The sequence below is a fragment of the Amycolatopsis sp. NPDC051045 genome, from assembly GCF_040682955.1.
Lineage (GTDB): Bacteria > Actinomycetota > Actinomycetes > Mycobacteriales > Pseudonocardiaceae > Amycolatopsis.
The window spans coordinates 91,396-114,548 of record NZ_JBFBCC010000018.1 but is presented as its reverse complement, the minus strand read 5'-3'; the positions used below and the strand labels follow the sequence as shown (position 1 = coordinate 114,548).

Here is a 23,153-nt window from a genome sequence, read left to right as displayed (position 1 = left end):
GACACTATTGGGACCCGAGCTGTCGACTGTCCATAGAGGACTTGATCAGGACCACCGCCGTTCGGGCGATCTTCGCTGCGTCCGAGACGACGAAAGGCCCCTTCGCCGTGATCGGCGAAGGGGCCTTCGGTGGTGCTGGTGTCAGGCGGTCTTCTCGCGCTTCGGGAGCTTCCAGCCCGGGCGCACGAAGTGGCACGTGTACCCGTTCGGGATGCGCTGCAGGTAGTCCTGGTGTTCCGGCTCGGCCTCCCAGAAGTCACCCACCGGGCTGACTTCGGTGACGACCTTGCCCGGCCACAGCCCCGAGGCTTCGACGTCGGCGATCGTGTCCTCGGCGACCCGCTTCTGCTCGTCGTTCTCGAAGAAGATCGCCGAGCGGTAGCTCAGGCCGATGTCGTTGCCCTGGCGGTTCTTCGTCGTCGGGTCGTGCACCTGGAAGAAGAACTCGAGCAGGCCGCGGAACGTGGTCCGCGCGGGGTCGTAGATCACCTCGATGGCCTCGGCGTGCGTGCCGTGGTTGCGGTAGGTGGCGTTCGGGACGTCGCCGCCGCTGTAACCGACCCGGGTCGAGATCACCCCGGGCTGACGGCGGAACAGCTCCTGCATCCCCCAGAAGCAGCCGCCGGCCAGGACGGCCCTTTCGGTTGACGTGGTCACGGCGTCACTCCTTCTCCTCGTGCGGTGCTACCGCCTGTACAACTTCGCCGGACCCCCGATGATTCCACGCGGGTGTTACGGAAGCCTGACGTCCGGCGCCCGTCGCTTCCGGGTGCGCGGCGTGGGACGATGGTTCCGGGGCGGGGGGCGGCTCCCGGGAGGCGCGATGCGCGACGACATCGCCTCGGCACGGTCCGCCGGCGTGCTGGTCGTCGAGATGCGCGGCGAGCCGGGCATCACGACGGTGCTGGAGTGGGCGGCGGTGTTCGAGACCACCCTCGGCGAACTGCCATGGCCCCGGCTGCTGGTGATCGACCTCGGCCGGCTGGACTCCCTCTCCGAGCGGGGTGTCCGCGGCCTGCTCGAGGCGTTCGAGCGCTGCCGGGACCGGGGCCTGCCGGGGTGCCTGGTCGCCTCGCCCGGCACCGGTGTCGAACGGGTGGTCCGCCGCACCGGGCTCGGCGACCGGGTCCCGGTGTTCCCGGATCGCCTGGCGACGATCGTCGCCTACCAGCCGGTCGAGGTGCGGTGGCTGCCCTGCTGAACGTCAGGCCGGTTCGCGCACGAGGTCGGCCGCGGCCTCGGCGAAGGCGCGGACCCGCGCGGACGCCGTGCCGGCCGGCCACACGAGCCCCCATTCGAGGAGGGGTGCGTCGCTGAGCGGCACGTACGCGACGTCGGGCCGCGGGTAGTAGCGCCGGATGTGCGCGCCGACCGGCAGCACACCCTCCCCGGCGCCGGCCAGGGTGAGCAGCTCCTGCAGGCCGGCTCGCGGCCACGGCTCGGCGTCCGGGGCGTGTTCGTCGAGCCACGGGTCGGGCAGCGAGCACCGCAGCACCGTGACGCGCGCCAGGTCTGCGACCGGCACCGAGTCCCGGCGGGCGAAGGGGTGCCCCGCGGCGACGGCGAGGAACCGCAGCTCACGCACCAGCACCGGGCCGGTGACGAGGTCCGGGCCGTCGAGCGGGAGCCCGGCCAGCACGAGGTCCACCTCGCCCTCGCGCAGCCAGGGCAGGACCTCGGCCGGCCGCACCTCGCGGAACTCGACCCGGCAGCCGGGGGCCCGCTCCCGGAACCGCTCGGCCACCCCGGCCAGCAGCTGCCCGCCCGCCGCGTCACCGAACGCCACGCGCAGCGTGCCGGTGACCCCGCGGCCGGCCTCGACCGCCTTGGCCAGCGCCGCCGCGACCGCCGACCAAGCCGGTCCCAGGTCGTCGCGGAGCTGCCGCCCCACCGGCGTCAGCTCGACGCGGCGGCTGGTCCGGGTGAACAGCGGCACGCCGATCCGCCGTTCGAGCTTGCGGATCGTCTGGCTGACCTGCGCGGTGGAGACGTGCAGCCGCTCGGCCGTGCGGCCGAAGTGCAGCTCCTCGGCCAGCGTCAGGAACGACTCGAGCTCCCGCCACTCCGGCATGCCCGCCCCTCCATCGTCAACTCCTGCTTAACGATCGTGGCACAGGAGCGCGTTGATCGGCTTCGCGGGTCTCAGCAGGCTGGAGCGCACAAAGCACCCCGAAGGGAAGCAACAATGCCGGACATGCCCGACCACCTGGAGATCGTCGACGCGCTGTACCGCTTCGGCCTGGGCCAGGACCTCGAGGACCGCGAGCTGTTCGCGTCGTCGTTCGCCGCCGACGCCGAGCTGGACTTCCGGCCCGCGGCCGCGCGGTGGGGCGCGCGGCCGCCGCTGATGAGCGGGCGGGACGCCATCGTGGACACGATCCTGGCGCTGTTCTCCGGCCGCGTCGACACGACCCACCAGGTGACCAACCCGCGCGTGACCGTCGACGGCGACACCGCCCACCTGACCGCACTGGTCGAGGCCCAGCACCTGCTGAGCGCGGACCACGGCACGCACGCGCTGCTGAAGAACCGCTACGACGTCGACCTGGTCCGCGACGGCGACCGCTGGGTGATGCGCCGGGTCGTCATCGAAAATGCTTGGTACACCGGCGATCCGCTCGCCATCTTCGGCTGAGCGGGGTCAGCCGAGCCCGTAGGTCTGCGGGTGGTCCACTGTGCACACGAGCGCGTCGCGGCGGGCGCGGCCACCGGGCGGGGCGATCAGCGGGCTGGCGGTGTGCAGGAACCGGGCGTCCTCGAACACGATGAGCTGCCCGGGTTCCAGCCGCTGCGTGTGCACGGCGGTGCCCGGGTCTTCGGGCCGGAACAACGTCGTCTCGGCGCCGGTGCCGTCGCGGTCCACGACGTAGACGAAGACGAACTCTTCGCCGTCGGCGTGCGGCCGCGTCACGACGTTGGTGAAGGTCCGGAAGAGGTTGACGCCGAACGTCCCCCGCGGCCGGCGGCGGTGTTCCGGGAGCAGCCCGAGCGCGGCGCGGATCCAGGACGCGAACAGCGGATCGTGGGCCACGGGGGTGCGGGCGTACTCGCGGCGTTCGGGGCGGCCGCCACGGTCCTCGATGGCGATCTCGGGGTGTTCGGCCAGCTCCGGGGTCTCGCCGTGCCACGCGTATTCGACGACGTCCCTGGCCCGTTCCCGGTCGGCGGGGATGTCGCCGGGGTAGCAGCGGAGGACGTCCGGGGTGAAGTACGTGCGCAGGAGGTGGGCGCGCAGGCGCGCGCCGGGCAGGCCCAGCTCGTCGTCGGACACGACGAGGTAGCCGTCGGTGTCGAGCTGCTTGCGAGCCAGCCGGAGGTCTTCACCGGCGGAACCGGAAATGTCGAAAGCCATGCGTGGGTCCCAACTCGGAAGGAACGGATCAGCCGAACTGCCCGGACTGGATCTCGCGGATCAGTGCGCGGCTCTCGTCGGGCTCGAGGGAGGCGGCCACCAGTGCGTCGTGGTAGCCGCGGTAGTACTCGACCGTCTTGGCGGTCTCGATGTGCCGGAACCCGGCGTGGGTTTCGATGTGCACGATGTCGCGGTCCAGCTCGTTTTCGAACTCGAAGTACGCGTACATGCAGCTCATCGAGAACAGCGGCGGATGGGCGAAGGGGAAGACGCGCAGTTCGATGTTCGGCGCGGTCGACCGTTCGACCAGGTGGTCCAGCTGGGCGCGCATGATCTCGCGCGAGCCGACGAACTGCCGCAAGGCCGACTCGTGGGTCACCGCCACCAGTTTCAGCGGGTCCATGTCGTCGCGCTCGGCGAGGACGCGCTTGCGGTGCTCCCGCAGCTCGACGAGCCGGTCGACCTCTTCGGCCGACCACCACGGCTCGTGCGTCGAATACTGGGCGCGGGCGTAGTCGGCGGTCTGCAGGAGCACCGGCAGCAGCGGGATCGTGTAGATCCGGGCCACGGTGGCTTCCGACTCGTACGCGAGGTGGGCGTCGAGCCCGGGTGTCGCCGTGGTCTGCGAGTAGTCGATCCACCAGCCCTGCCGCCCGGACGCCTTCACCCAGCGCATCAGCCGCTCGGCCAGCTGCGTGTTCTCGATGCCGTAGAAGCGGATCAGGTCGCGGACGTCCCTGGCCTGCGGGCTGCCCTGCGCGTTCTCGAGCCGGGAGAGCTTCGACGTCGAGATCAGCAGCGCCTCGGCGACCTCTTCCAGGGTCCGGCCGGATTCGTCACGCAGGCTCTTGAGCGTGTCCGCGATCCGGCGGCGCGGCACGATCGGACCTTGCGTGGGGGCCATGGGACCTCGTTCTGACGGCGGGCCGTTCGGAATGGGAACCCAGGTGGTGGGTTTCCCATCGCGCGGCGACCATACCCCTTCCGGTCGGCTGCCGTGGGAAGGCACCCCCGCAAGGCGCCAGTTGGTCGGTTTCCGCTGGTCCGGAGCTCGCTAGGCCGAACAGGTGTTCCCTTCTGGGATTTCTCTGTGGGAATTGCAAAAGTAGCTATCCCGGAGTGACACTTGCAGAGCAAGCCGGAGCCAGGCCGGAACTCGAGGGCAGTGAGGACGCACCAGGACGACGACAGGGACCGATCTGGCTCCGGCGGAGGGCGCCGAGGGGAAGGAATCGCCATGTTCGTCGTGCTGAGACCGGGTGTGCTCGTCCGGGTGCTGGCCGCCACCGCCTTTGCGGCCTTCCTGCTCTTCGTGCTGCTCGGCGGCCTCAACTCGGGCGAGGCGGGAGCACCGGGTTCGCCGCCGTCGGATCCCGCCGGGGGCGGCAGCGACCTGCTGGCACGCACGGCGCCCACGCCGTACCTCGTGGCCGGGACGGGGAAGAACGGCCTGAACGTCCGGTCCTGCGCGGCCGCGACGTGCCGGCGGGTCGGCTGGGTCGCGGAGGGTGGCACTTTCGAGGCGGAGTGCTGGACGCACGGCACGCCCGCCTCCGGTGACGACCGGTGGCTGCGTGGGACCGCCGGCGGGCGCGCCGGCTACGCGGCCGGGCACTTCCTCCGCGGCAGCAGTGCGCCGGAGTGCGGGACGAGCCCCGCGCGCCGGACGTGACGGGCGGTCACTCGCCGCGCATCGAGCGGCGGATCTCGGCCAGCCGGTCCTTCGCCGCCTGGTCGCGGTCGGCGATCTGCTTGTCGAGGGCCTCGGCCGTGTTTTCGGTGCCGAGGCCGGCGACGTCGGTGGCGCCGAGCGACGTCGTGTACCGGCCCTCGATCTTGTCCCGGACGAAGTCGAAGCTCGGCACGCCGCCTTCGCTGTAGTCCGGATCCGGCAGCGGCGGCGACGGGATCGTCAGCGCCGCGGTCGGGGTGTCGTCGACGATCTCGCCCTCGACCACGTTCGGGTCGCCGTCGGGTGTGCTCATCTCCCGACCTTAGCGCCGGTGTGGGCAGTCCTGCCGGGACCAGTGGGTAATTCGGCCGTGGGCCGGGCCGGCGCGGTGGGGAATTCTCGACGCGCACAGCCGGTGTCCGGAGGGAGCAGACCATGAGTGCCGGGGCCTACCGCGCCGAAACGGCGGAGATGGGAGCGGTCGTCAGGGCGGTCGAAGACGTCGGGTCGTCCTTCCTGTCGGCGACCCGCGACCTGGAAGGCCTGGTGCTGGACGCGTTGTCGTTCGCCGGGATCGGCAGCGGCGTCGCGGCCGCGAACTCGGCGTTGCACTCGTCACTGGGCAGCGCGCTCCAGAAGCTCCTCAGCCTCCTGACGAACGTGAACCGAAACGTCCAAACGGCCGCGGACGGTTACCGCGCCGCCGACTCCGACGTCGCCCGGGCGTACGGCGGCGGGCCGGCCGCGGGCGGTGGCGGCGCGGCCGCGGCGGCTCCGCAGCAGCTGGACCCCCGTGTCGTCGACTCGATCATGCGCTCCGAAGGCGCGACGGGGGAGCAGGGCGGGGTCCCCGAGGCCTACGGATTCCGGCAGAACATGCACAACGGCTACGACCGGATCATCGCCGCGCGCGAGCAGTACGGGATCGGCAGCGCCGAGGAACGCGCGGTCGTCGCCGACCTGATGACCGCGAACGCGCGCACGGCCGGTGCGCTCAACTTCACCGATCCCGGCACCCAGGCCGCGATCATGTCCGGCGCTCACATGCGCGGCGCCGGCGGCGTCCGCGCGATCCTCAACCACATGGCGGGCGAGGACATCGTGCGGAGTTCGCGCACGCTGAGCGAAACGACCGTCCAGCACGTCCAAGGGCTGACGCCGGAGCAGTTCCAGCAGGAGTTCCGCGACGCGCGCATCGAATACGACCGGCAGGTCTACGGCGACACGACCACCCGCCAGGGCGGGCACACGCAGAACTGGTGGGATCGCTACGGCACCGGGCTGACCCGCCGTTACGACCGCGAGCAGGCCGAATTCCTCGGGCTTTCGCAGCCGCAGAACTGATTTCCGGTTCTTTTGGTTCTTCCGGTTCGAAGATCGCCCGGGTGGGCACTCTCTTTGGGTAGCCGAACGACAACGGGAGGCACACGATGAACCGGAGGATGATCGCACTCCTGGGCGGGGTCGCCGCGATGGCGGGGACCGTGGCGTTCGCGGGAACGGCGGAAGCGGCGGCCACGCCGTGCAGCGCCGAAGCGAAGGCCTGCGTCCAGCGCAGTTCGAATACCGCGTGGCTGGCCGACGGCGCCGGGAACGTCACCTACGGCGGCGTCCCGATCACCGTGGGGCTGCCGAAGTACCCGACGCCGGTGGGCAAGTTCCACGTGCAGTACAAGGACATCGACCACTACAGCAAGCAGTTCAACGGGCCGATGCCGTACTCGGTGTTCTTCACCACCACCGGGGTCGCGTTCCACCAGGGCAGCCTGAAGGTCAAGTCCCACGGGTGCGTGCACCTTTCGCACGCCGCCGCGGTGAAGTTCTACAACTCGCTGAGCCCGGGTGACGTCGTCGAGGTCGTGCCCTGATCCGTCCGTTGTGGACGGTCGAGGAGCGCGCCGGTGACGGCGCCGAACACCAGGTGATCCAGGATCTGCGGCCCGCGCGGCAACGCCCGCACGGCGGGGTAAGCACGGGCCGCGATCCCGAGGTCCAGCGCCGCGATGGCCAGCCCGGCGACCGCGCCGCCGCCGGCACCGAGCCGGTGGCGGCGGGCGGCCGCGGCGAGCACGCAGGCCCAAGCGGCGGAGACGACGACGTGCGCGATCAGCCCGGCCACAGCGCCGGGCCGGTCGCGCCGTCCCGGCAGCAGGGTGCCCGCCGCGCGGGTGGCCGCCAGGAGGTCACCGCCGGTGAGGAGTGCGTGCGTGGTCGACGGGATACCGCTCACCACCGCCGCGATCACGCCGGCGCGGGCCGGATTCATCCGGCCAGGTAGGCGGCCACCCGGATCCGCAGGCCGCGGACGTGGGGGAGCGCCAGGGTGAACGCCCGGGCCGGCCGGTAGCCGGGCCACGGATCGCCGTGGGTGCACGGGCCGGTGAAGTACACGAAGCCGTCTTCGTCGTCGTAGCGGCCTGGTGACCAGAGCGCCCGATCGCCCGCGTGGCGATCCGGGCAGGCAGCCCGCGCGATCCAGTAGGCGTCGGTTTTCATGACGCGGCGCAGCTGCGCGGCGAACTCCGCCAGTTCGGCCTCCGGCAGGCCGAGACCGCGTCCGCTCCACACCCGGGGAGTGCGTTCCGACGTGCGGGTGGGGCAGCCGAAGGTGACCTCGTGACCGGCGTAGTGCCGGGTCCAACGGGCGTTTTTCGGGGCCGGTGTGGCGAATTCGGGTCCGCCGGTGAGTTCCAGCGTCATGAGGGAACGATATTCGATCAAGCGGAAACGGGTACCGCCGCGCGGGTGCCGATCGCCACTCACATAGTGTATACAGTATCCAGTAGGCTACTGTGGGCAGAGGAGGCGGCCATGTACTCAGTCACCAACCCGGCGACGGGTGAGCTGGTGGACGAGATCCCGAACGCGGCCGACGAGGAGGTCCGCGCCGCGATCGAGCGGGTGCACCGCGGATTCGCGGCCTGGCGGTCGCGGCCGGTCGCCGACCGCGCCGCGGTCGTGCTGCGCGCGGCGGAGCTGTTCGCCGAGCGCGCCGACGAGCTCGCCGCGATCATGACCTTGGAAATGGGGAAGCGGATCAACGAAGGCCGCGGCGAAGTCGCCGTCGTCGCCGACATCTTCCGGTACTACGGCGAGCGCGGCCCGGACCTGCTGGCGGACGAGCCCCTGGCGATCCGCGGCGGCGAAGCGGTGCTGACGAAGGAGCCGATCGGGCCGCTGCTCGGCGTCATGCCGTGGAACTTCCCGTGCTACCAGGTCGCCCGGTTCGTCGCGCCGAACCTGGTGCTGGGCAACACGATCCTGCTCAAGCACGCGTCGATCTGCCCGCGCTCGGCGGTGGCGATCGAGAGCGTGCTGCGCGACGCCGGGGTGCCCTCGGACGCATACGTGAACGTGTTCGCGTCGAGCCGGCAGGTCCCGTGGATGCTCGCGGACCCGCGCCTGGCCGGCGTGTCGCTCACCGGCAGCGAGCAGGCCGGCATCTCGGTGGCGGCCGAAGCCGGGCGCAACCTCAAGAAGTGCGTCCTGGAGCTCGGTGGGTCCGACCCGCTGATCGTCCTGGACACCGACGACCTGGACGAAACGGTCAAGATCACCGCGACGGCCCGGATGCGCAACTGCGGCCAGTCGTGCAACGCGCCCAAGCGCATCATCGTGCTGGGCGAGCTGTACGAGGAGTTCGCCGACCGGTTCGCCAAGCGCGTCGCGGAGTACTACGTCCCGGGCAACCCGGCGGACCCGTCGACAACGCTGCCCCCACTGGCCTCGACCGCGGCGGCGGACGAGGTGGCGGCCCAGGTAGAAGCGGCGGTCCGCGAAGGAGCAACGCTGCGAGCGGGCGGCCACCGCATCCCCGGCCCGGGCGCGTACCTGGAGGCGACGGTCCTCACCGACGTGACCCCGAAGATGGCGGCCTACCACGAGGAGATCTTCGGCCCGGTGGCGCTGCTGTTCCGCGCGGAGACGGAGGCAGAGGCCCTGTCCCTGGCGAACGACACCCCATTCGGCCTGGGCGCAAGCGTGTTCGCCACCGACCGCACCCGGGCGGCCCGCGTGGCGCGCGGAATCGAGGCGGGGATGGTGTACGTGAACAAGTCGGGCGGTTCGGAGGCGGATCTGCCGTTCGGCGGGATCAAGCGGTCGGGGATGGGGCGGGAGCTGGGGCCGTTGGGCATTGAGGAATTCATGAACAAGAAGCCCATCCGCCTCTGACCCGCCGCCGGGCTATCGCGAAGGCTCACCGAGCAGAACGCGCACCTCTTCAGCCTCCGGCGCACGCAACTCCGTGTACGCCACCAAAGCCGCCTCCAGGTGGGACGTTGCCTCGGCAGGGTTCCCGGCCGCCCGGTGGGCCACCCCCAACCCGTGCTGGGCAACAGCGCGCTCACGAAGGTGCCCAGTCCGCCGGGCCAACGCCAAAGCCTTCTCGTACAACGAGATCGCCTCGGCCCCGTCTTCGTCGCCGCCAGGTCGTTCAGGGCCGTCACCTCGAGGTTCGTGTTGCCGCCCACCCGGGCGAACTCCAGCGCGCGGCGGAAGTGCTCGTCGGCTTCCTCCGGGCGGCCCAGACCCGCGTACGCGCTACCCAACGCCGACAACACCGGGCCGCCCAGGCCGGCTGAGTCCAGGTGCTCCGCTATGCGGCCGCTTTGCTGCAGGTACTCCACCGCCTTCTGGTGGTTGCCGCACCAGCGGTGGTGCTCCCCTATGTTGCACAGGGCTATTCCCTCCAGCAGCGCGTGGTCCGTCCGGCGCGCCGCCGCGAGGGCCAGGTCGTACTGCTCGCGGGCCTGCGGGCGTCGGCCGCGGATGTCGTCGATCGTGGCGATGCTGTTGCGGGTCATGCTTTCGAGCAGGTCGTTCTGGTGCTCCAACGCCGAGGAAAGGGCCTGCTCAAGACGCGAGGCTGCCTCGTCGAAACGGCCGAGCAGGATCAACGTCATGCCGACGGCGTGCGCCGCGAAGCCCCGCTCGCGCGTGCCCGGGCCCGTCAGCGCCAGCGCCGTCGTGTGGAGGGTGAGCGCCTCGTAGTGGTGCGCCGCGATGTACAGGTACCGCCAGAGCGTCGACGACAGGCGGATCACGTGGGCCGCCAGTGCCTCCGGGGCGCTCGTGGCCAACGCCACCATCGTGGCCCGCTCGGTGTCCAGCCAGTCCCGCGCGGTCTCGCCGGAAGGGAACGAAGGGCGTGGGCCGGTCACCGGTGGCCGCAGGTAGGGCTCGTGCGGCGAGAACACGTCCATGGCCGCCGACGCCCAGCTCAGGTAGTGGTCGAACAGCCTGGTCGACGCCTCGAGCCGGGTGGCGGGGTCGTCCGTCGACGCCGCGAGCTCGGCGGCGTACAGCTTCACCAGGTCGTGCATCCGGAAGCGGCCCGGCTGGTGCTCATCCAGGAGGTTGGCCGCGCACAGCACGCGCACGGCCCGGGCGTCCCCGAGCAGAGCCGTCGCGGCCGCGCGGCCGATGTCGCCGGCGGGCAGCAGGCCGAGGAGGCGGAAAGCCGATGCGGCACCCGGGGCGAGCGAGCGGTAGGAGGCGTCGAACACCGCGCGCAGGCTCGCGGTCAGCTCCCCGGTGTCCAGTGCGTCCAACCGGCTTTCGCGCAGTTCGGCGGCCAGGGCGGCGAGCCGCCGCGCCGGCTGAGCCGCGACGCGGGCCGCCACGATCGCCAGTGCCAGCGCCATTCCGCCGCACTGGTCCAGGATTTCCTGCGCCGCCTCGGGTTCTTCGGCCAGCCGGGCCGCCCCCAGCTTGTGCGCCAGCAGCTCTCGCGCCTGGTCTTCGTCGAGGGTGCGCAGCGGGAGCGCACTCGCGCCGTGCGTGGTGAGCAGACCGCCGAGCTCGTGACGGCTGGTGATCAGGACCGAACAGGCCGATCCGCCGGGCAGCAACGGCGTCACGTGCCCGGTGTCCCGCGCGTTGTCGAGCACCACGAGCAACCGGCGCCGGGCCGTGATGCTGCGGTACAGCGCCGCCTGCCCGTCCGGTTCCGGCGGGATCGACGCCGGCGCGACGCCGAGCGCACCGAGGAAGCCGCGGACGGCGCGCTCGGCAGGCACCGGTTCGCGGGCCGGGTCGAAGCCGTGGAGGTCGGCATACAGCTGGCCGTCCGGGAAGCGGCTTGCGTGGTCGGTCGCCCACCGCACGGCCAGCCACGTCTTCCCGAGGCCACCCGCGCCGGAGATCACGGCCACCGCGCCGTCGGGGGCCAGCATCCGGTCGAGCGCCGCCAGTTCGGCGGTGCGTCCGGAGAACGAGTGCGCCGCGGCCGGCAGCTGCCGCGGGTCCGGGCCGCTGCCGGTCAGGATCCGTTCGTGCAGGCCGCGCAGCCGCGGGCCGGGGTCGGCGCCGAGCTCGTCCGCCAGGCGTGACCGGACCTCTTCGTACTCCCGCAGCGCGTCGGCCGGACGCCCGTCGAGGAACAGCGCTTCGATCCGCTGGGCCGCCGCCCGTTCGCCACCGACGTCCTCGGGGACGGGCTGGGCGAGCACGGCGGCGTGGGCGCCCGTGCGCAGCCGGAGGTCGTCGCGGTCGAGCACGGCCGTGTCGCGCTTGCGTTCCAGTTCGCTGCGGACACCGGCCACCCACGGTGAGTCCAGTTCGCTGAGCGGGGTCCCGCGCCAGAGCGCCAAGGCTTCGTCGTACAGCGCGATTGCGGCGTGGTCGTCCGTCGTCGTCCTCGCCCGCCGCAGGAGGCTTTCGAACCGGTGGACGTCCACCGTCAGCGGATCGGCCACGAGGACGTAGCCGTCGCGGTCCCGCTCGATCGTCACACCGTCCAGCGCCCCGAGCAGCGCACGCAGCCGCGAGACGTACGCGTACAGGGAGTTCCTCGGCTGCCGGGGCGGCCGTTCGCCCCACACGCGGTCGATCAGCCGGTCGACCGGGACCGCCCGGCCGACGTCGAGGAGCAGCACCGCCAGCACGTCACGCTGCCGCGCGTGCCCGACGTCGAACCGGATCCCGTCGGCCACGACCTCGACGGCACCCAGCACCCGCAGTTCCACCACGACCGTGCCCTCCCTGCCTCAGGCGTAGCGGATCGGCGTCCTCCGGGCAAGGTCCGTTCAAGATTTTCCCAATGGCCCCCGCGCACCGTGACGGCACGGACGACCAGGGGAGCCGCCATGATTTCCGACGCGTACCTCCGCGCACGCATCACCGAGGTCCAGCAGGAGTTCGCCGCCGCGAGGCGGTGGCGGCGCCGGATGACGCGCCTGCTGGCCCGCGCCCGGAAGGCGCGCAAGCCGGCCGAGTTGTCAGAACTCTGATAATCCCGCTGGATGACCTTCGCCCGGCGGGGTGGTGTCGTTCAACGGTGTCGTCCTGACCTGGAGTTTACCGTCCGTTAGCCTGTTCGGTCGATTGCGGTGGAGTCGATCACGGTGTCGAATAATCGCCGACAAGGATTAATCGCCGTGAGGAGCAGGCTGTGCACTGGGGGACCGCGCTCGAAGACGGAGGAGCGGCGGGGCTCGTCCGTCCGTACTTCCGCACCCACGGCCGGACGCGCCCGACGAGGGACCTTCCGGTCGAGACGCTCGTTTCGACCACCGCGCGCGGGCGGGCCATGACGCGCGGAAGCACGCCGGAAGAGTCGGAAATTTGCGTGCTGTGCCGCACTTCGCAGTCGGTGGCCGAGGTCGCCGCTCGGCGGCGGCTGCCGCTCGGCGTGGCGCGGGTCCTGCTCTCCGACCTCGCCGACCGTGGTCTGGTCGCCGTGCACACCGCGAAGCGGGGCAACGGCAACCGGCCGAACATGGACCTGATGAAGCGCATTCTGTACGGCCTCAGCCGGTTGTGAACTCCCGGATCAGCCGGGCGAACTCGACCGGCTGGTCGAGCGGCAGCAGCGTGTAGCTGTCGGCCACCTCGACGAGTTCTCCCTTGGGCAGCAGGGCGGCCAGCCGCCGGCCGTGCTCGAGGGGCATCACGCGGTCCTCGGTCGCCCAGACGACCAGTGCCGGCCGGTCGAAGCCCGGCAGCCGCTCGGCCACCTCCACGAGGATGTCCGGCGCTTCGGCGGCCGCCCGCAGGATGCGGACGGTGTCGCGGCGGATGCCGGCCCGGCTCAGCAGCGGCCGGAGCCAGCGGGCTGTGGCCGCGTCGCCGCGTTTCGTGAGCCAACCGAACGCGATCGGGAGCCGCCGCACCGCGCGCAGCCGCAGCTGCTGCATGAACACCCCGAACAGGCGCGGCGGGAGTTTCCCCGCCAGGAACAGCGTTTTGCCGGTGAGGCCGGGCGGGAAGTTGTCGAACGCGTCGCACGACGCGAGCACGACCCGGCTGACCCGTGGTGCGTTGTCTGCTATGAGCAACTGCACCAGCGCGCCGCCGGTGTCGACGCCGACCAGGGTGACGTCCCGCAGGTCGAGACGCTCCAGGAACTCCACGAGCAACCGGGCGATGCCGGGCAGCGACAGGTCAGCGTCCTCGCGCATCGGGTGCCGGTGCGCGCCCAGCGGCAACGTCGGGACGACGCAGCGAAGGCCGGCGAGGTTCGCCACCGGGCCGTCCCACAGCGAGCCGTCCATCAGCAGGCCGTGGACGAAGACGACGACCGGCCCCTCCCCGCCCGTGTCGGTGTACTCGACGGTGCCCGCGGACAGTTCGAGCTGCATCCCAGCCTCCCAGTGTGTCCCCGGGCAGAAGTGAACCACGTGGTTCGCAAACTGTCGAGGCTCAGGGAGCCGTTTCCTCCCGTTCGACCGCCCGCAGCAACGCCGCGAACCCGGCCGCCGCGCCTTCGCCGTCCGGGCTGGTCAGCAGATCCACGAGAAAACCCCGCAGCGCCGCGAGGATCATCTCGGCGACCTCGAGCTTGCGCCGCTCCGGCCAGTGCTCCGGGCAGAAGGACACCAGCGTCGGCAGGTACTGCTGGGACGCGCCCCGGCCGAGCGCGGCGTACCGGCCCGGGTCGTACATCGCCAGGCCCATCGCCTGGTCGAGGACGCGCCGCAGCTGCGTGTCCTCGTCGCGGACGCCGGCCCAAGCGGCCCGGACGCGGCCGGCGAGGGTCGGCGCCTCCGCGGAGACGGCCGCCAGTGCGTTGCCGATCCGCCGTTCGCGCAGGGCGAAGACCACCTGCCGGAGCAGGTCTTCGGCGCCTTCGAAGTGGTAGAGCAGCACCTTGTGCGTCGTCCCGGCCGCCCGCGCGGCGCGCCGCAGCGAGAAGTCGACGAGCCCGTTCTCGGCGACGTCGTCGGTGATCTTCGCCAGCAGTTCCCGGCGCCGGGCCTCGCCGCGCGGCGACCCCGCCGACCGCCGGTACCCCGCCCGCGCCGGTTCGTCGGTAGCGTTGTCCACGCGGGACAGCTTGGCACGCGGTTCGCGCTCGGACTCGACCGGCGGCTGCGGGCTGGCGGCGGCTTGCGACCGGGCTCGACCCGCTCGGCTGACTCAGGAGTCGTCGTCCCCGCCGGTGACGTTGCCGACGCTCGCGGGCACGCCCTTGATCATGTCGACGACGGTCTTGCCGGCCAGGCCGGACTTGCCGAACCACGGGTCGGTCATGACCTTGACCGCCGACTCGAACTTCTCGGCGCCCTCCTTGCCGAAGAGCTTGCCGAGCTCGTGCACGGAGAAGTTGCTGATCTTGTCGAACTTCTGCATGACCTCCGGCGTCACACCGTCCATCTGGGACAGTTTCGTCTTGATGACGTCGGTCATCTGGTCGGTGAACGGCTTGTGCGGCTTGGGATCCGGGGCCGGGGTCGAGTCCGGAGTGGAGTCCGGCCTCGGCTCGGGCGTGGTGTCCGGCTTCGGCTCCGGGGCGGCCGACGACGGCGCCGGGTCGGGCTTGGGCTCCGGTTTCGGTTCCGGGGTCGCCGAGGAGGACGAGGGGGCGGGTTCCGGTTTTGGCTCGGGCTTGGGCTCGGGGGTGGTGTCGGGCTTGGGTTCCGGGGTCGCCGAGGACGAGGGAACGGGCTCGGGCTTCGGCTCCGGCTTGGGGTCCGGTGTGGTGTCGGGCTTGGGCTCCGGCTTGGGTTCCGGGGTCGCCGACGAAGACGAGGGGGCGGGTTCCGGCTTGGGCTCGGGGGTGGTGTCCGGGTTGGGCTCGGGCTTCGGATCCGGAGTCGCCGACGACGGCGTCGTGTCCGGCTTCGGCGACGCCGGTGCGTTGTCCGGCTTGGGGAGCGGGGTGGCGTCCGGCTTCGGGGTGGGCGTCGGCGTCAGGCTGCTCGCCGGGGGCTTCGCCGCCGCCAGCTCGTCGCCCGCCTTGCCCATCTTCGCCAGCGCCTGCACCAGGTCGCCCAGCTTCTTGGCCAGCTGCGCGAGCTTCGCGCCGATCTTGCCCAGCGCCGTGGCCACCGTGCCGATCGTCGTCCCGATGAAAATCGCGATCGACGCGCCGAACGTCACCGGGGCCAGCGCCGCCGCGATCAGCGCGCCCTTGATGATCGTCGCCAGGAGCATCGCGATCAGGTCGCGGAGGATGCCGCGGAAGGCGCCGACGATGCCGCCGGCGATCTTCATGTTCTTGCCGGCCTGGTCGAGGTAGCCGCCGAGGGAGCTCAGCTGCTCGGTGACCGCGTCCATGTCCTTCTTGAACTGGTCCGCGGCCTTCCCGCTCCAGTCCTTCATCAGCGTGTCGAGCGCCTGCTGGTGGTCGGCCGACCACTGCTCCAGCTTCTTCTTCTCCGCCGTGAGCGCTTCGCTGGCCGCCGCGATGCCGATGGGGTCGCCCATCAGGATGTCCAGCGGCCACCGCAGGATCGTGATGTGCTCGATGAGCCAGCCGATCCCGGCGGTGAGCAGGCTGCCGATCGGGTCCAGCACGAGACCGATGGTCTCCAGCGCCATGCCCGCGGAGCCGATGCCGATCGCGACCTGGTCGTTCTCCTCGACGGCCTTGTCCAGGCCGACCGCGGCCTCGAAGAACCCCGCCCCGGCCGACCGGTTGTCCTCGTTGAACAGGTCCGAGCCGTGGAGGCTGACGTCCTTGCTCCGGTAGTCGTCGCCCACTATTCGAACCTCACGATCGAGTCGACGGCGTCTTCTTCGCCCGCCTGGTAGCGCTTCGCCGCCTCGGCGACCTTGTCGGCGAGCTCGCCGACGGTCTTGGCGTACTCCCCGAACTGGTGGTGCGCCTTGTCGGTCCAGGCGCTCGCGCCGGCGGCCATCAACTGGCACGCCGGGTTGATGCCGAACATCCCGGGGTCGCAGACCATGCCGCCGACGAGGTCCGCGGTGCTCTGCAGGTTGTTCCGCAGCTCGTCGAGGTGCCGGCCGAACGTCGCCAGGGGTTCCGCGGAAACCCGGAAGCCGCCGCCGCTCACCAGGGGTTCGATTCGTCGTCGGAGTGGTCGTCGGCCTGGGGACGGCGACGCGGCGGGGCCGGGGGAGCGGCCGGCGGCGGGGTCCGCTGGAGCTCGGCGCTCTCCGGGGCCGCGAAGTCCCCGTCCGGCGGTGGGTCCGGCGGCAGGAAGGACCGGACCATGTCGGTCGACTCGCTGTCGCCGTTGATGGTGGCGAACGAGTCCGCGACGGCGCGGGCGGTCTGACGCTGGGCGTCGCGCACCGCGCCCATGATGGCCGCGGTCAGCCGCGCCGGGCCGAGCTCGCACGCCCGGTGGCCGAGTTCGAGGTTCGTCAGCGCGCCGTTCGGGGCGAGGGTCACGGTGACCGCGCCGTCGCGGGTGCGGACCGTGGCGCCGGCCGAGGAAAGCGCTTCGTTCAGCGCCGCGGCCTTCGCCTGCATCTCCCGGACCTGCCGTTCGAGCAGCAGCTGGAAGTCTTCACCAGGCCCCAGGTTCGGTTGCACGAAATCGCTCCTCGACCCACCGGCGCACTCGGCCGGTTCCATGATCGGCCAGGCTAGCGCACCCCGGACCGCCACCCCGTGTTAGCCGGAGGTATGCCTGGTTGTCTCCCCGATGCTGCCCTCGAACTCCCCGATCGGGGTTTGACCCGGACCGCGCTCCGGGTTGCACGATCGGGGCATGACCGAACTGGACGACTACCGGCCGCTGGGCCGCTCCGGGCTGTGCGTCTCACCGCTGGCACTGGGCGCGATGACCTTCGGCACCGGATCCTTCTGCGCCGACGACAGCACCGCCCGCCGGACGTTCCGCGCCTACGTCGAGCGCGGCGGCAACTTCGTCGACACGGCGGACAACTACAGCGCCGGCCGCAGCGAGGAACTGGTCGGCGAGTTCCTCCGCGACGTCGGCCGGGACGACGTCGTGCTCGCCACCAAGTACTCCGGGCCGGACTTCGGCGACGGCACGCCGCGCTCGGACCCGCGCCGCCGAAGCAACGGCCGCAAGAACATGATCGCCTCGCTGGAGGCGTCGCTCCGGCGGCTGCGCGTCGACCACGTCGACCTCTACTGGCTGCACCTCTGGGACGGCTTCACCCCGGCCGAAGAGGTGGTGGCGGCGTTCGGCGACCTGGTGCGCGCCGGGAAGATCCGGGCGGTGGGGCTCAGCGACGTCCCCGCGTGGTACGCGACCAAGGCCGCCATGCTCGGCGGGCCGCCGGTGACGGCGCTGCAGCTGGAGTACTCCCTCGTCGAGCGCGCCATCGAGGCCGAGTACGTGCCCCTGGCGCGGGAGTTCGGCATCGCGATCCAGCCGTGGGGCGCGATCGGCGGCGGGTTCCTCAGCGGCAAGTACACCCGCGACGGGGCGGGCACCGGACGGCTCGCGGGCCCGGACGCCGGGGCGTTCCGCGCGCTGCCCGAATCCCGCTGGGCGGTGCTGGACGCGGTCCGCGAGCTCGCGGCCGAGGTGGGTGCCACCCCGGCCCAGGTGGCCCTGCGCTGGGTGACGAGCCGGCCGTCGATGCCCGCGCCGCTGATCGGCGCCCGGACGCCGGAGCAGCTCACCGAGACCCTCGGCGCGCTCGCCCTCGACCTCAGCGACGCCCAGCTGGACCGGCTGACCGAGGTGAGTGCCGTAGAGCAGCCGTTCCCGCACGGCATCCTGGCGCGGCTCAACGCGGACTTGCCGCGCCGGTAGCCACGCGAGCCCGACGCCGCGAGTCCACAGTGGACGTCAGCGCTCGGCCGCGGCCCGGGCGGCCCGGTCGACCTCCGCGCACCGGTCCGCCCAGAACGCCGCGTCGTGGTGGCCGTCGGTGGCGAGCGAGCCGTCGAGCTGCTCACGCAGGATGTCCGCGTGCCCGGCGTGGCGGCCGGTCTCGGTGAGCACGTGGACCAGGACGTTGAACAGCAGCACGTCCGGGCGGGGCCACCAGGGCACGTGCCCGGGCGTGTCGACGGCGAGCGCGGTGATCGTCGCGTCGGAGTGGGCCCACACCCGCCGGTAGCGGTCGACGATCTCCGCGCGCGTCTCGTGCTCGGTCGCCCACATGTCCTTGCCGCGTGCCCCGGCGTCGTCCCACCGGGGCAGCGGCTCGGGGAACGGCCGGCCGAAGATGTCGCCGAAGTACCGGGCTTCGGTCAGGGTCAGGTGCTTGACGAGGCCGAGCAGGTTGGTGCCGGTCGCGGTCAGGGGACGGCGGACGTCGTACTCGCCGAGCCCGTCGAGTTTGCCGAGCAACTCTTCGCGGACCTCGCGCAAGTCGCCGTGCAGGTAGTTCTTCGCGAACTCGTCGATCATGGCGACCAGCTTGTCAGCCCACGGGTACCCCGCGCACCGAAACCGGACCGCGGGTCGGGTCCAGCTCGGTCTGCTGGTCCACTCCGGACGGCGTCAGCACGTCCACCGCCTTCGGTGCGGTCGCCGGGTCGGCGGTGCAGGTCGGCGCCGTCCCGCCGGCCGCGCAGAGGCCGAACGTGTACTGCCCGGCCGTCGGCGTGAAGGGCCGGGCCTGGTCGGGGGAGTTGCCGTCCTGCCCGGTGAGCACCACGGCGAACGTCCAGCCCGGCCCGGGTGTCCCGAACGCCGCTTTCGCCACGCTGACGGTGATGTACCGCGTCGCCTGCGAAGCCTGTACGGACGGCGTGGCGAGCGAAGCACCCGAGGCGTCGACGAGCGCCGGTTCGGCGAAGCCCTGGACCTCGATCCGCCGGCTCCACGCGTCCTGCGGCGCGATCGTGTACGCCCGGCTCGGGAACGGCGCCGCGGTCGACGTCGCCGTCGCGGCCGGGTCGTGGGCGTAGACCGTCAGCAGCTGGGCGCCCAGCGGCGAGCCGAACGTCGGTGACAGGTCGCGGACTTGCGCCCGGAAGACGAGCTGCGTGCCGGAATCGATGACCTGGAACCGCTGCAGGTCGAACGCGCCCGCGTGGAAGTCGCCCGCCGTCGGGTAGGTGAACGTACCCGGGCCGTTGTCGTCGCCGTCGGGGTCTGTCGTGTCCAGCAGCACGGTGCCGGTGACGAAGTCCGAGCTGATCGTCTTCTGCGCGTACCCGGTGCCCGCGCCCGTCGCGGCCGCCGTGACGACGTTCGCGCCGAGCGGTGTCGGCACCGTGGCGCTGAACGTCCCCGCCGCCGAAGCCCGGGTCGAGAGCACCGTCGTCGTGCCCGCGTCGGTGGCCGAAACGGCGAGGTCGACCCGGCTGCCGGCGGGGGCGGTGCCGGTGACCTGGGCGGTCGCGGTGGACACCGATGCGGGCGCGTCGAGCGTGACGGTCAAAGCAGGCGGGGCGGAGACGTACCGGACCCGGACCTCGGCGGGCTGCTCGGGCAGCCGGCCGTCGTCGAGGGCCCTGGCCAGCCGCACCGACTGCGACTGCGCCCAGCTCAGCGGCGCGACCGAGCCGACGGACTGCCCCGGCGTGAAGCCGATCGACGCCGTCCGCGGATCCGCGCCGTACGGCGACGCGGGCAGCGCCGGGTTTTCCCACACCTGCTCGGGAATCAGCCCGGTGCCCCCGGTCTGCGCCCGCATCGCGCGCAGCAACGCGGCCGCGCCCGCCCGGTCGCCGGTCTGCACGGCCTGCTCGCCGCGTTCACCGGCGAGCACCGGCCACAGGTGCCCGGACCCGGCGTTCGCCGACGGCCACGGTGCCCCGTTCGGGGCGCAGTTCGTCGGGTCCGGCTCATAGCAGTCGCCGTAACCGTCTTCGCTGCCCGGCGCCGAAGTGCCGTAGCGGTACCAGCCCGGCCCGGCCGGGGTGTCCCGCTTGAGCACGCGGTCCACGACGCCGAGCGAGGCGGCGACGTCCGGGTCGTTCGCCGGCAGCACGCCGAGGCGGGTCAGCTCGAGGAACCCGGCGTCGACGACCGCGCGCTGGTCGGCGTCGACCGAGCCGTTGCCGAGGTTGTAGTTCCATTCCGAGTTCGGGTCGCCGTTCTTGGTCAGCCGCAGGAAGTACCGGCCGCCGTACGGCCCGTTCGACGTCACCGTCCAGCCCTTGATGCTGCGCTGGAAGTGGTCCGCGGTGGCGCGGTAGCCGTTCGCGCGGGCCGGGTCGCCGTTGCGGTCGGCGATCACGCCGGCGGCGACGAGCCCGGCGATCTCCGCGGCGATCGTCGAGGGGGAGTAGCCGCCCTGTTCCTCCCAGCGCTCCGAGCCGAACGCCGGCCCGTGGGCGACGACGAAGTCCGCGGCCGCGCGGATGTGCTCGGTGTAGAGCGTGCGGTCGCGGTCGAGGCCGGCCTGCAGCGCCATCAGGATCGGGTACGCGCTCTCGTCGAGCTGGTCGCCGCCGGAGTCGGGCGCCTTCTTGCCGTTGAGCAGCGAGTTGCGCGGGAACCGGCCGTCCGGTTGCTGCTGGCGCGCGAACAGCCACCGCACGCTCGCCCGCGCCGTCTCGCGGTCACCGGCCGACAGCAGACCGGAGAAGCTCTCGTACAGGTCGCGGGCGAAGATCTCGCGGTAGGACCCGAAGTAGACCGGTTTGCCGCCGGGCGCGTCACCCGCCGGCACCGCCTGGCCCCACGGGCTGCCCAGTGACGCGACGACCGCGCCGGGGAACGTCTTGTCCTCGCTGGCCTTGAGCACGTTCACGGACTGGTAGTACGCAGTGGAGTCTTCGGAATCCCGGCTCCGCACCGGGATCAGCCCGTTGTCGTAGTCACGCCACTCGCGCGCGTACTGGCGGTAGCTCTGCTCGAACGGCGTGCGCAGGCTCGCGCCGGCGGTGGCCACGGCGGCCCGCGCGTCCGTGCCGAACCCGAGCGCCAGCACGGCCGGACGATGCGGCCGGAGGTCCAGCCGCGCGGTCTGCACGACGTTGCCGTTCACCGCCGAAGGCGTGGTGTCGGTGAGCCGGTGATCGCGGTCCAGCTGGGCGAGCCCGTCGCCCGCGGTGCCCGCGAACCCGCTGCCGGTGGCCAGGAACCGGCGGTCGGCGCGCAGCGCGGCGGCCAGCGGGGTGCCGTAGTCGCGGGCCGGCGCGCTGGACACCGTGGTGGTGTCGGTGCTGACCAGTGCGCTCGTCGCGGCGTCGACGGACGCGGTGTCGCCGCCGCCGTTGGCCGGGCCGCCCCCGCCGTTGCCGTTGATGCTCGCGTCGAACCGCACGTAGACCTGGAGGTCTCGCCCGGAGTCCCGCAGCGGTTCCAGCCGGGTGCGGATGAGCACCCCGGTCCGGGCCGGGTCGGCCAGGTACTCGGTGACCAGCCGGTAGCGCCCGCTGCGCGCGGTCGACGTCACCTCGCAGGCCATCCCGCCGGCGCTCGTGCGGACCGTGTAGGTCATGTCGCGGGCCTGCAGATCGGTGAAGCTGCGCCCGTCGGTGACGGCGAACTGCAGCGTTTCGACGTTCGTGTTGTCGATCACCGGTGCGTAGACGTCGGACAGCACGCCGCCCGCCACGGTGAACCACGCCTTGCTCGTCGTGTTCCGCGCGGTGCCCAGGCAGTCCTTGCGGGCCAGGCCGAAGTGCGAGCCGGTGCCCGGTCCCGGCGCCGCGGTGGCCGCGTTGGCTGTGTCGGATACAGCGGGCAGGAGGGCCGCGGCCAGCACCGCGCACAGCACCACGGACGACGTCGACCGAATCATCCGCCCATCCGATCACGACCGCCCGTGGCGCACCAGGTCCGAACGGCAGCAGGAAGGCCGTTACCGGTGATTGAGAATCCGAACCCGTGGGTAGCAAACCGGAAGTCCCCCCGAGGAGGTGAACGTGGAAGAGCTGGGATCGGACGGATGGCGGTACCGCGGCACGATTTCGCCACGGACGCTGCCGAGCCTGCGCCGGCACCTGGTGTCCTGGTTGCGGCGGCGCGCCGGTGACGAAGTCGGGCGGCAGGCCGACGACGTCGTGCTGGCCTGCTGGGAAGCGATGGCCAACGTGCTCGACCACGCTTACCACGGCCGGCCGGGGCTGATCGACGTCCGCGCCCGGATCGACCAGGAGGTGCTGATCGTCACCGTCGCCGACCAGGGCCGATGGGCGTCACTGGCGGAGCGCGCGGACGACGGCCGCGGCCTGCGCCTGATCCAGGCCCTGGTCGACGGGCTCGACCTCCGCTCGACCGACGGCGGCACCGTCATCACGCTCACCTGGCCGTTCCCGGCCCGCCACAGCGCCTGAGCGCGTCAGCCTGCGGAACCGGCCGAGGACAGGTCTTCGACGAACCGGGCCGCGACCTCCCGGAGCTTCACGTTGGTGTGCTGTGACTCCGTCACGAGCCGCTTCATGGCGTCTTCGGCGGAGATCCGGTGCACGGCCATCAGGATGCCCTTGGCCTGCTCGATCACCGCGCGTGACCGCATCGCCGCCTCGAGGTCGGTGGCCCGCTGCCGGGCGTGGTGGTAGCGCCGCGTGGTGCGCAGCCCGAACGAGACGACCGTGGTGTACAGCTTCAGCAGCTGCGAATCGGTCTCCGCGAAGCCGTGGTCGCCGTAGCCGAAGAGGTTGAGCGCGCCCGACAGTTGCTCGTCCACGCGCAGCGGCGCGGCGAGGTAGCTGCCGACACCGAGGCCGCGGGCGTGGGTGGTGAACTCGGGCCACGCCGACCCCGCCGTGGCGAGCGGCACCCGGACGACTTCTCCGCTTTCCGCGGCTTGCAGGCAGGGTCCCGCGCCCGCCGCGTACTGGGCACGGTCGATGTCGACGGCACGGTCGTCGGTCGAAGCCGCGGTTTCCGGCTCACCGTCCCGGATCGCGGTGATGCTGGCCATGTCGGCGCCGGGGATGGCGCGGACGGCCTCGGCGCAGACGGCGTCGAGGATCTCCGCTTCGACGGGTTCGGTCTCCAGGGCACCGGTGAGACCGGCCATGGCGGCGGTCAGCTCGTCGAGGTCCTCGGGCCGGATCGGTTCACCGGTCATGCGGTCAGCTCCGTCCCGGATGGCTGCGGCAGGTGA

At 72.0% G+C, this 23,153-nt stretch carries 26 protein-coding genes and 1 pseudogene; 10 read left to right on the top strand and 17 right to left on the bottom strand.

Annotation, left to right across the window (positions count from 1 at the left end):
• Positions 1-141 precede the first annotated feature (141 nt).
• Complete coding sequence (msrA, locus tag AB0M80_RS33890; RefSeq protein WP_364573097.1) at positions 142-657, bottom strand: peptide-methionine (S)-S-oxide reductase MsrA; 516 nt, start codon at positions 655-657, stop codon at positions 142-144.
• A gap of 166 nt (positions 658-823) precedes the next feature.
• Here msrA and AB0M80_RS33885 point away from each other — a divergent pair, with 166 nt between their 5' ends.
• Positions 824-1,201, top strand: a complete 378-nt coding sequence (locus AB0M80_RS33885) for an STAS domain-containing protein (RefSeq protein WP_364573096.1) — start codon at positions 824-826, stop codon at positions 1,199-1,201.
• Positions 1,202-1,204: 3 nt separating this feature from the next.
• Here the strand turns inward: AB0M80_RS33885 and AB0M80_RS33880 are convergent, their stop codons facing one another.
• Positions 1,205-2,071, bottom strand: a complete 867-nt coding sequence (locus tag AB0M80_RS33880; protein WP_364573095.1) for a LysR family transcriptional regulator — start codon at positions 2,069-2,071, stop codon at positions 1,205-1,207.
• A gap of 123 nt (positions 2,072-2,194) precedes the next feature.
• Here AB0M80_RS33880 and AB0M80_RS33875 point away from each other — a divergent pair, with 123 nt between their 5' ends.
• On the top strand, positions 2,195-2,635 hold the full coding sequence (locus AB0M80_RS33875) for a nuclear transport factor 2 family protein (protein WP_364573093.1): 441 nt from the start codon (positions 2,195-2,197) through the stop codon (positions 2,633-2,635).
• Positions 2,636-2,641: 6 nt separating this feature from the next.
• Here AB0M80_RS33875 and AB0M80_RS33870 read toward each other — a convergent pair whose 3' ends face one another.
• Positions 2,642-3,352 carry a 2OG-Fe dioxygenase family protein gene (locus tag AB0M80_RS33870; RefSeq protein ID WP_364573091.1) on the bottom strand — a complete coding sequence of 237 codons (711 nt, stop codon included), beginning with the start codon at positions 3,350-3,352 and terminating at the stop codon, positions 2,642-2,644.
• A 28-nt stretch (positions 3,353-3,380) separates the two neighbouring features.
• Complete coding sequence (locus tag AB0M80_RS33865; RefSeq protein ID WP_364573089.1) at positions 3,381-4,256, bottom strand: helix-turn-helix transcriptional regulator; 876 nt, start codon at positions 4,254-4,256, stop codon at positions 3,381-3,383.
• Positions 4,257-4,589: 333 nt separating this feature from the next.
• Between AB0M80_RS33865 and AB0M80_RS33860 the strand changes: the two genes are divergently transcribed.
• Entirely contained in the window at positions 4,590-5,024 is a 435-nt protein-coding gene (locus AB0M80_RS33860) for a hypothetical protein (RefSeq protein ID WP_364573087.1), read from the top strand.
• Positions 5,025-5,031: 7 nt separating this feature from the next.
• Here the strand turns inward: AB0M80_RS33860 and AB0M80_RS33855 are convergent, their stop codons facing one another.
• Positions 5,032-5,337 (bottom strand): hypothetical protein, encoded by a 306-nt coding sequence (locus AB0M80_RS33855; RefSeq protein ID WP_364573085.1) that lies wholly within the window; start codon positions 5,335-5,337, stop codon positions 5,032-5,034.
• A 122-nt stretch (positions 5,338-5,459) separates the two neighbouring features.
• On the opposite strand from AB0M80_RS33855, the gene AB0M80_RS33850 reads away from it, so the two are divergent.
• Positions 5,460-6,368, top strand: a complete 909-nt coding sequence (locus AB0M80_RS33850; protein ID WP_364573083.1) for a hypothetical protein — start codon at positions 5,460-5,462, stop codon at positions 6,366-6,368.
• An 86-nt stretch (positions 6,369-6,454) separates the two neighbouring features.
• Positions 6,455-6,892, top strand: coding sequence for a L,D-transpeptidase (locus AB0M80_RS33845; RefSeq protein ID WP_364573081.1), 438 nt, complete (start codon positions 6,455-6,457; stop codon positions 6,890-6,892).
• Here AB0M80_RS33845 and AB0M80_RS33840 read toward each other — a convergent pair.
• Both AB0M80_RS33840 and AB0M80_RS33835 read right to left on the bottom strand, forming a co-directional pair.
• Positions 6,847-7,290, bottom strand: a complete 444-nt coding sequence (locus AB0M80_RS33840; RefSeq protein WP_364573079.1) for a hypothetical protein — start codon at positions 7,288-7,290, stop codon at positions 6,847-6,849. The genes AB0M80_RS33845 and AB0M80_RS33840 overlap by 46 nt on opposite strands.
• Entirely contained in the window at positions 7,287-7,724 is a 438-nt protein-coding gene (locus AB0M80_RS33835; RefSeq protein ID WP_364573077.1) for a hypothetical protein, read from the bottom strand. The genes AB0M80_RS33840 and AB0M80_RS33835 overlap by 4 nt, the downstream gene beginning before the upstream one ends.
• A 111-nt stretch (positions 7,725-7,835) precedes the next feature.
• Between AB0M80_RS33835 and AB0M80_RS33830 the strand changes: the two genes are divergently transcribed.
• On the top strand, positions 7,836-9,197 hold the full coding sequence (locus tag AB0M80_RS33830; RefSeq protein WP_364573075.1) for an NAD-dependent succinate-semialdehyde dehydrogenase: 1,362 nt from the start codon (positions 7,836-7,838) through the stop codon (positions 9,195-9,197).
• A 12-nt stretch (positions 9,198-9,209) separates the two neighbouring features.
• Here AB0M80_RS33830 and AB0M80_RS33825 read toward each other — a convergent pair whose 3' ends face one another.
• Both AB0M80_RS33825 and AB0M80_RS33820 read right to left on the bottom strand, forming a co-directional pair.
• Positions 9,210-9,398 (bottom strand): hypothetical protein, encoded by a 189-nt coding sequence (locus tag AB0M80_RS33825; RefSeq protein ID WP_364573147.1) that lies wholly within the window; start codon positions 9,396-9,398, stop codon positions 9,210-9,212.
• 137 nt (positions 9,399-9,535) lie between these two features.
• A pseudogene (locus AB0M80_RS33820) lies at positions 9,536-11,902 on the bottom strand (BTAD domain-containing putative transcriptional regulator); the annotation flags it as partial.
• Between the two features lie 210 nt (positions 11,903-12,112).
• On the opposite strand from AB0M80_RS33820, the gene AB0M80_RS33815 reads away from it, so the two are divergent.
• On the top strand, positions 12,113-12,256 hold the full coding sequence (locus AB0M80_RS33815; protein WP_364573073.1) for a hypothetical protein: 144 nt from the start codon (positions 12,113-12,115) through the stop codon (positions 12,254-12,256).
• 161 nt (positions 12,257-12,417) lie between these two features.
• Complete coding sequence (locus AB0M80_RS33810; protein ID WP_364573071.1) at positions 12,418-12,789, top strand: DUF742 domain-containing protein; 372 nt, start codon at positions 12,418-12,420, stop codon at positions 12,787-12,789.
• Here the strand turns inward: AB0M80_RS33810 and AB0M80_RS33805 are convergent.
• The 5 genes from AB0M80_RS33805 to AB0M80_RS33785 all read right to left on the bottom strand — a co-directional run bounded on the left by AB0M80_RS33805 (position 12,776) and on the right by AB0M80_RS33785 (position 16,749).
• Positions 12,776-13,606, bottom strand: a complete 831-nt coding sequence (locus AB0M80_RS33805; RefSeq protein ID WP_364573069.1) for an alpha/beta hydrolase — start codon at positions 13,604-13,606, stop codon at positions 12,776-12,778. The genes AB0M80_RS33810 and AB0M80_RS33805 overlap by 14 nt on opposite strands.
• Positions 13,607-13,667: 61 nt before the next feature.
• Positions 13,668-14,291 carry a TetR/AcrR family transcriptional regulator gene (locus AB0M80_RS33800; RefSeq protein ID WP_364573067.1) on the bottom strand — a complete coding sequence of 208 codons (624 nt, stop codon included), beginning with the start codon at positions 14,289-14,291 and terminating at the stop codon, positions 13,668-13,670.
• Positions 14,292-14,384: 93 nt separating this feature from the next.
• Entirely contained in the window at positions 14,385-15,950 is a 1,566-nt protein-coding gene (locus AB0M80_RS33795) for a hypothetical protein (protein WP_364573065.1), read from the bottom strand.
• A complete protein-coding gene (locus tag AB0M80_RS33790; RefSeq protein WP_364573063.1) occupies positions 15,950-16,264 on the bottom strand; it encodes a hypothetical protein in 315 nt (104 codons plus the stop codon). Before AB0M80_RS33790 ends, AB0M80_RS33795 begins: the two co-directional genes overlap by 1 nt.
• Complete coding sequence (locus tag AB0M80_RS33785; RefSeq protein WP_364573061.1) at positions 16,261-16,749, bottom strand: YbaB/EbfC family nucleoid-associated protein; 489 nt, start codon at positions 16,747-16,749, stop codon at positions 16,261-16,263. Before AB0M80_RS33785 ends, AB0M80_RS33790 begins: the two co-directional genes overlap by 4 nt.
• 178 nt (positions 16,750-16,927) lie before the next feature.
• Here AB0M80_RS33785 and AB0M80_RS33780 point away from each other — a divergent pair, with 178 nt between their 5' ends.
• Positions 16,928-17,947, top strand: a complete 1,020-nt coding sequence (locus AB0M80_RS33780; RefSeq protein ID WP_364573059.1) for an aldo/keto reductase — start codon at positions 16,928-16,930, stop codon at positions 17,945-17,947.
• A 36-nt stretch (positions 17,948-17,983) separates the two neighbouring features.
• On the opposite strand, the gene AB0M80_RS33775 is transcribed toward AB0M80_RS33780, so the two are convergent.
• Positions 17,984-18,550 (bottom strand): DinB family protein, encoded by a 567-nt coding sequence (locus AB0M80_RS33775; RefSeq protein ID WP_364573057.1) that lies wholly within the window; start codon positions 18,548-18,550, stop codon positions 17,984-17,986.
• Positions 18,551-18,563: 13 nt separating this feature from the next.
• A complete protein-coding gene (locus tag AB0M80_RS33770; RefSeq protein WP_364573055.1) occupies positions 18,564-21,842 on the bottom strand; it encodes a glucodextranase DOMON-like domain-containing protein in 3,279 nt (1,092 codons plus the stop codon).
• A 124-nt stretch (positions 21,843-21,966) separates the two neighbouring features.
• Here AB0M80_RS33770 and AB0M80_RS33765 point away from each other — a divergent pair, with 124 nt between their 5' ends.
• Positions 21,967-22,377 carry an ATP-binding protein gene (locus AB0M80_RS33765; protein WP_364573053.1) on the top strand — a complete coding sequence of 137 codons (411 nt, stop codon included), beginning with the start codon at positions 21,967-21,969 and terminating at the stop codon, positions 22,375-22,377.
• A gap of 5 nt (positions 22,378-22,382) precedes the next feature.
• On the opposite strand, the gene AB0M80_RS33760 is transcribed toward AB0M80_RS33765, so the two are convergent.
• Entirely contained in the window at positions 22,383-23,117 is a 735-nt protein-coding gene (locus tag AB0M80_RS33760) for a GAF and ANTAR domain-containing protein (RefSeq protein ID WP_364573051.1), read from the bottom strand.
• Positions 23,118-23,153 lie beyond the last annotated feature (36 nt).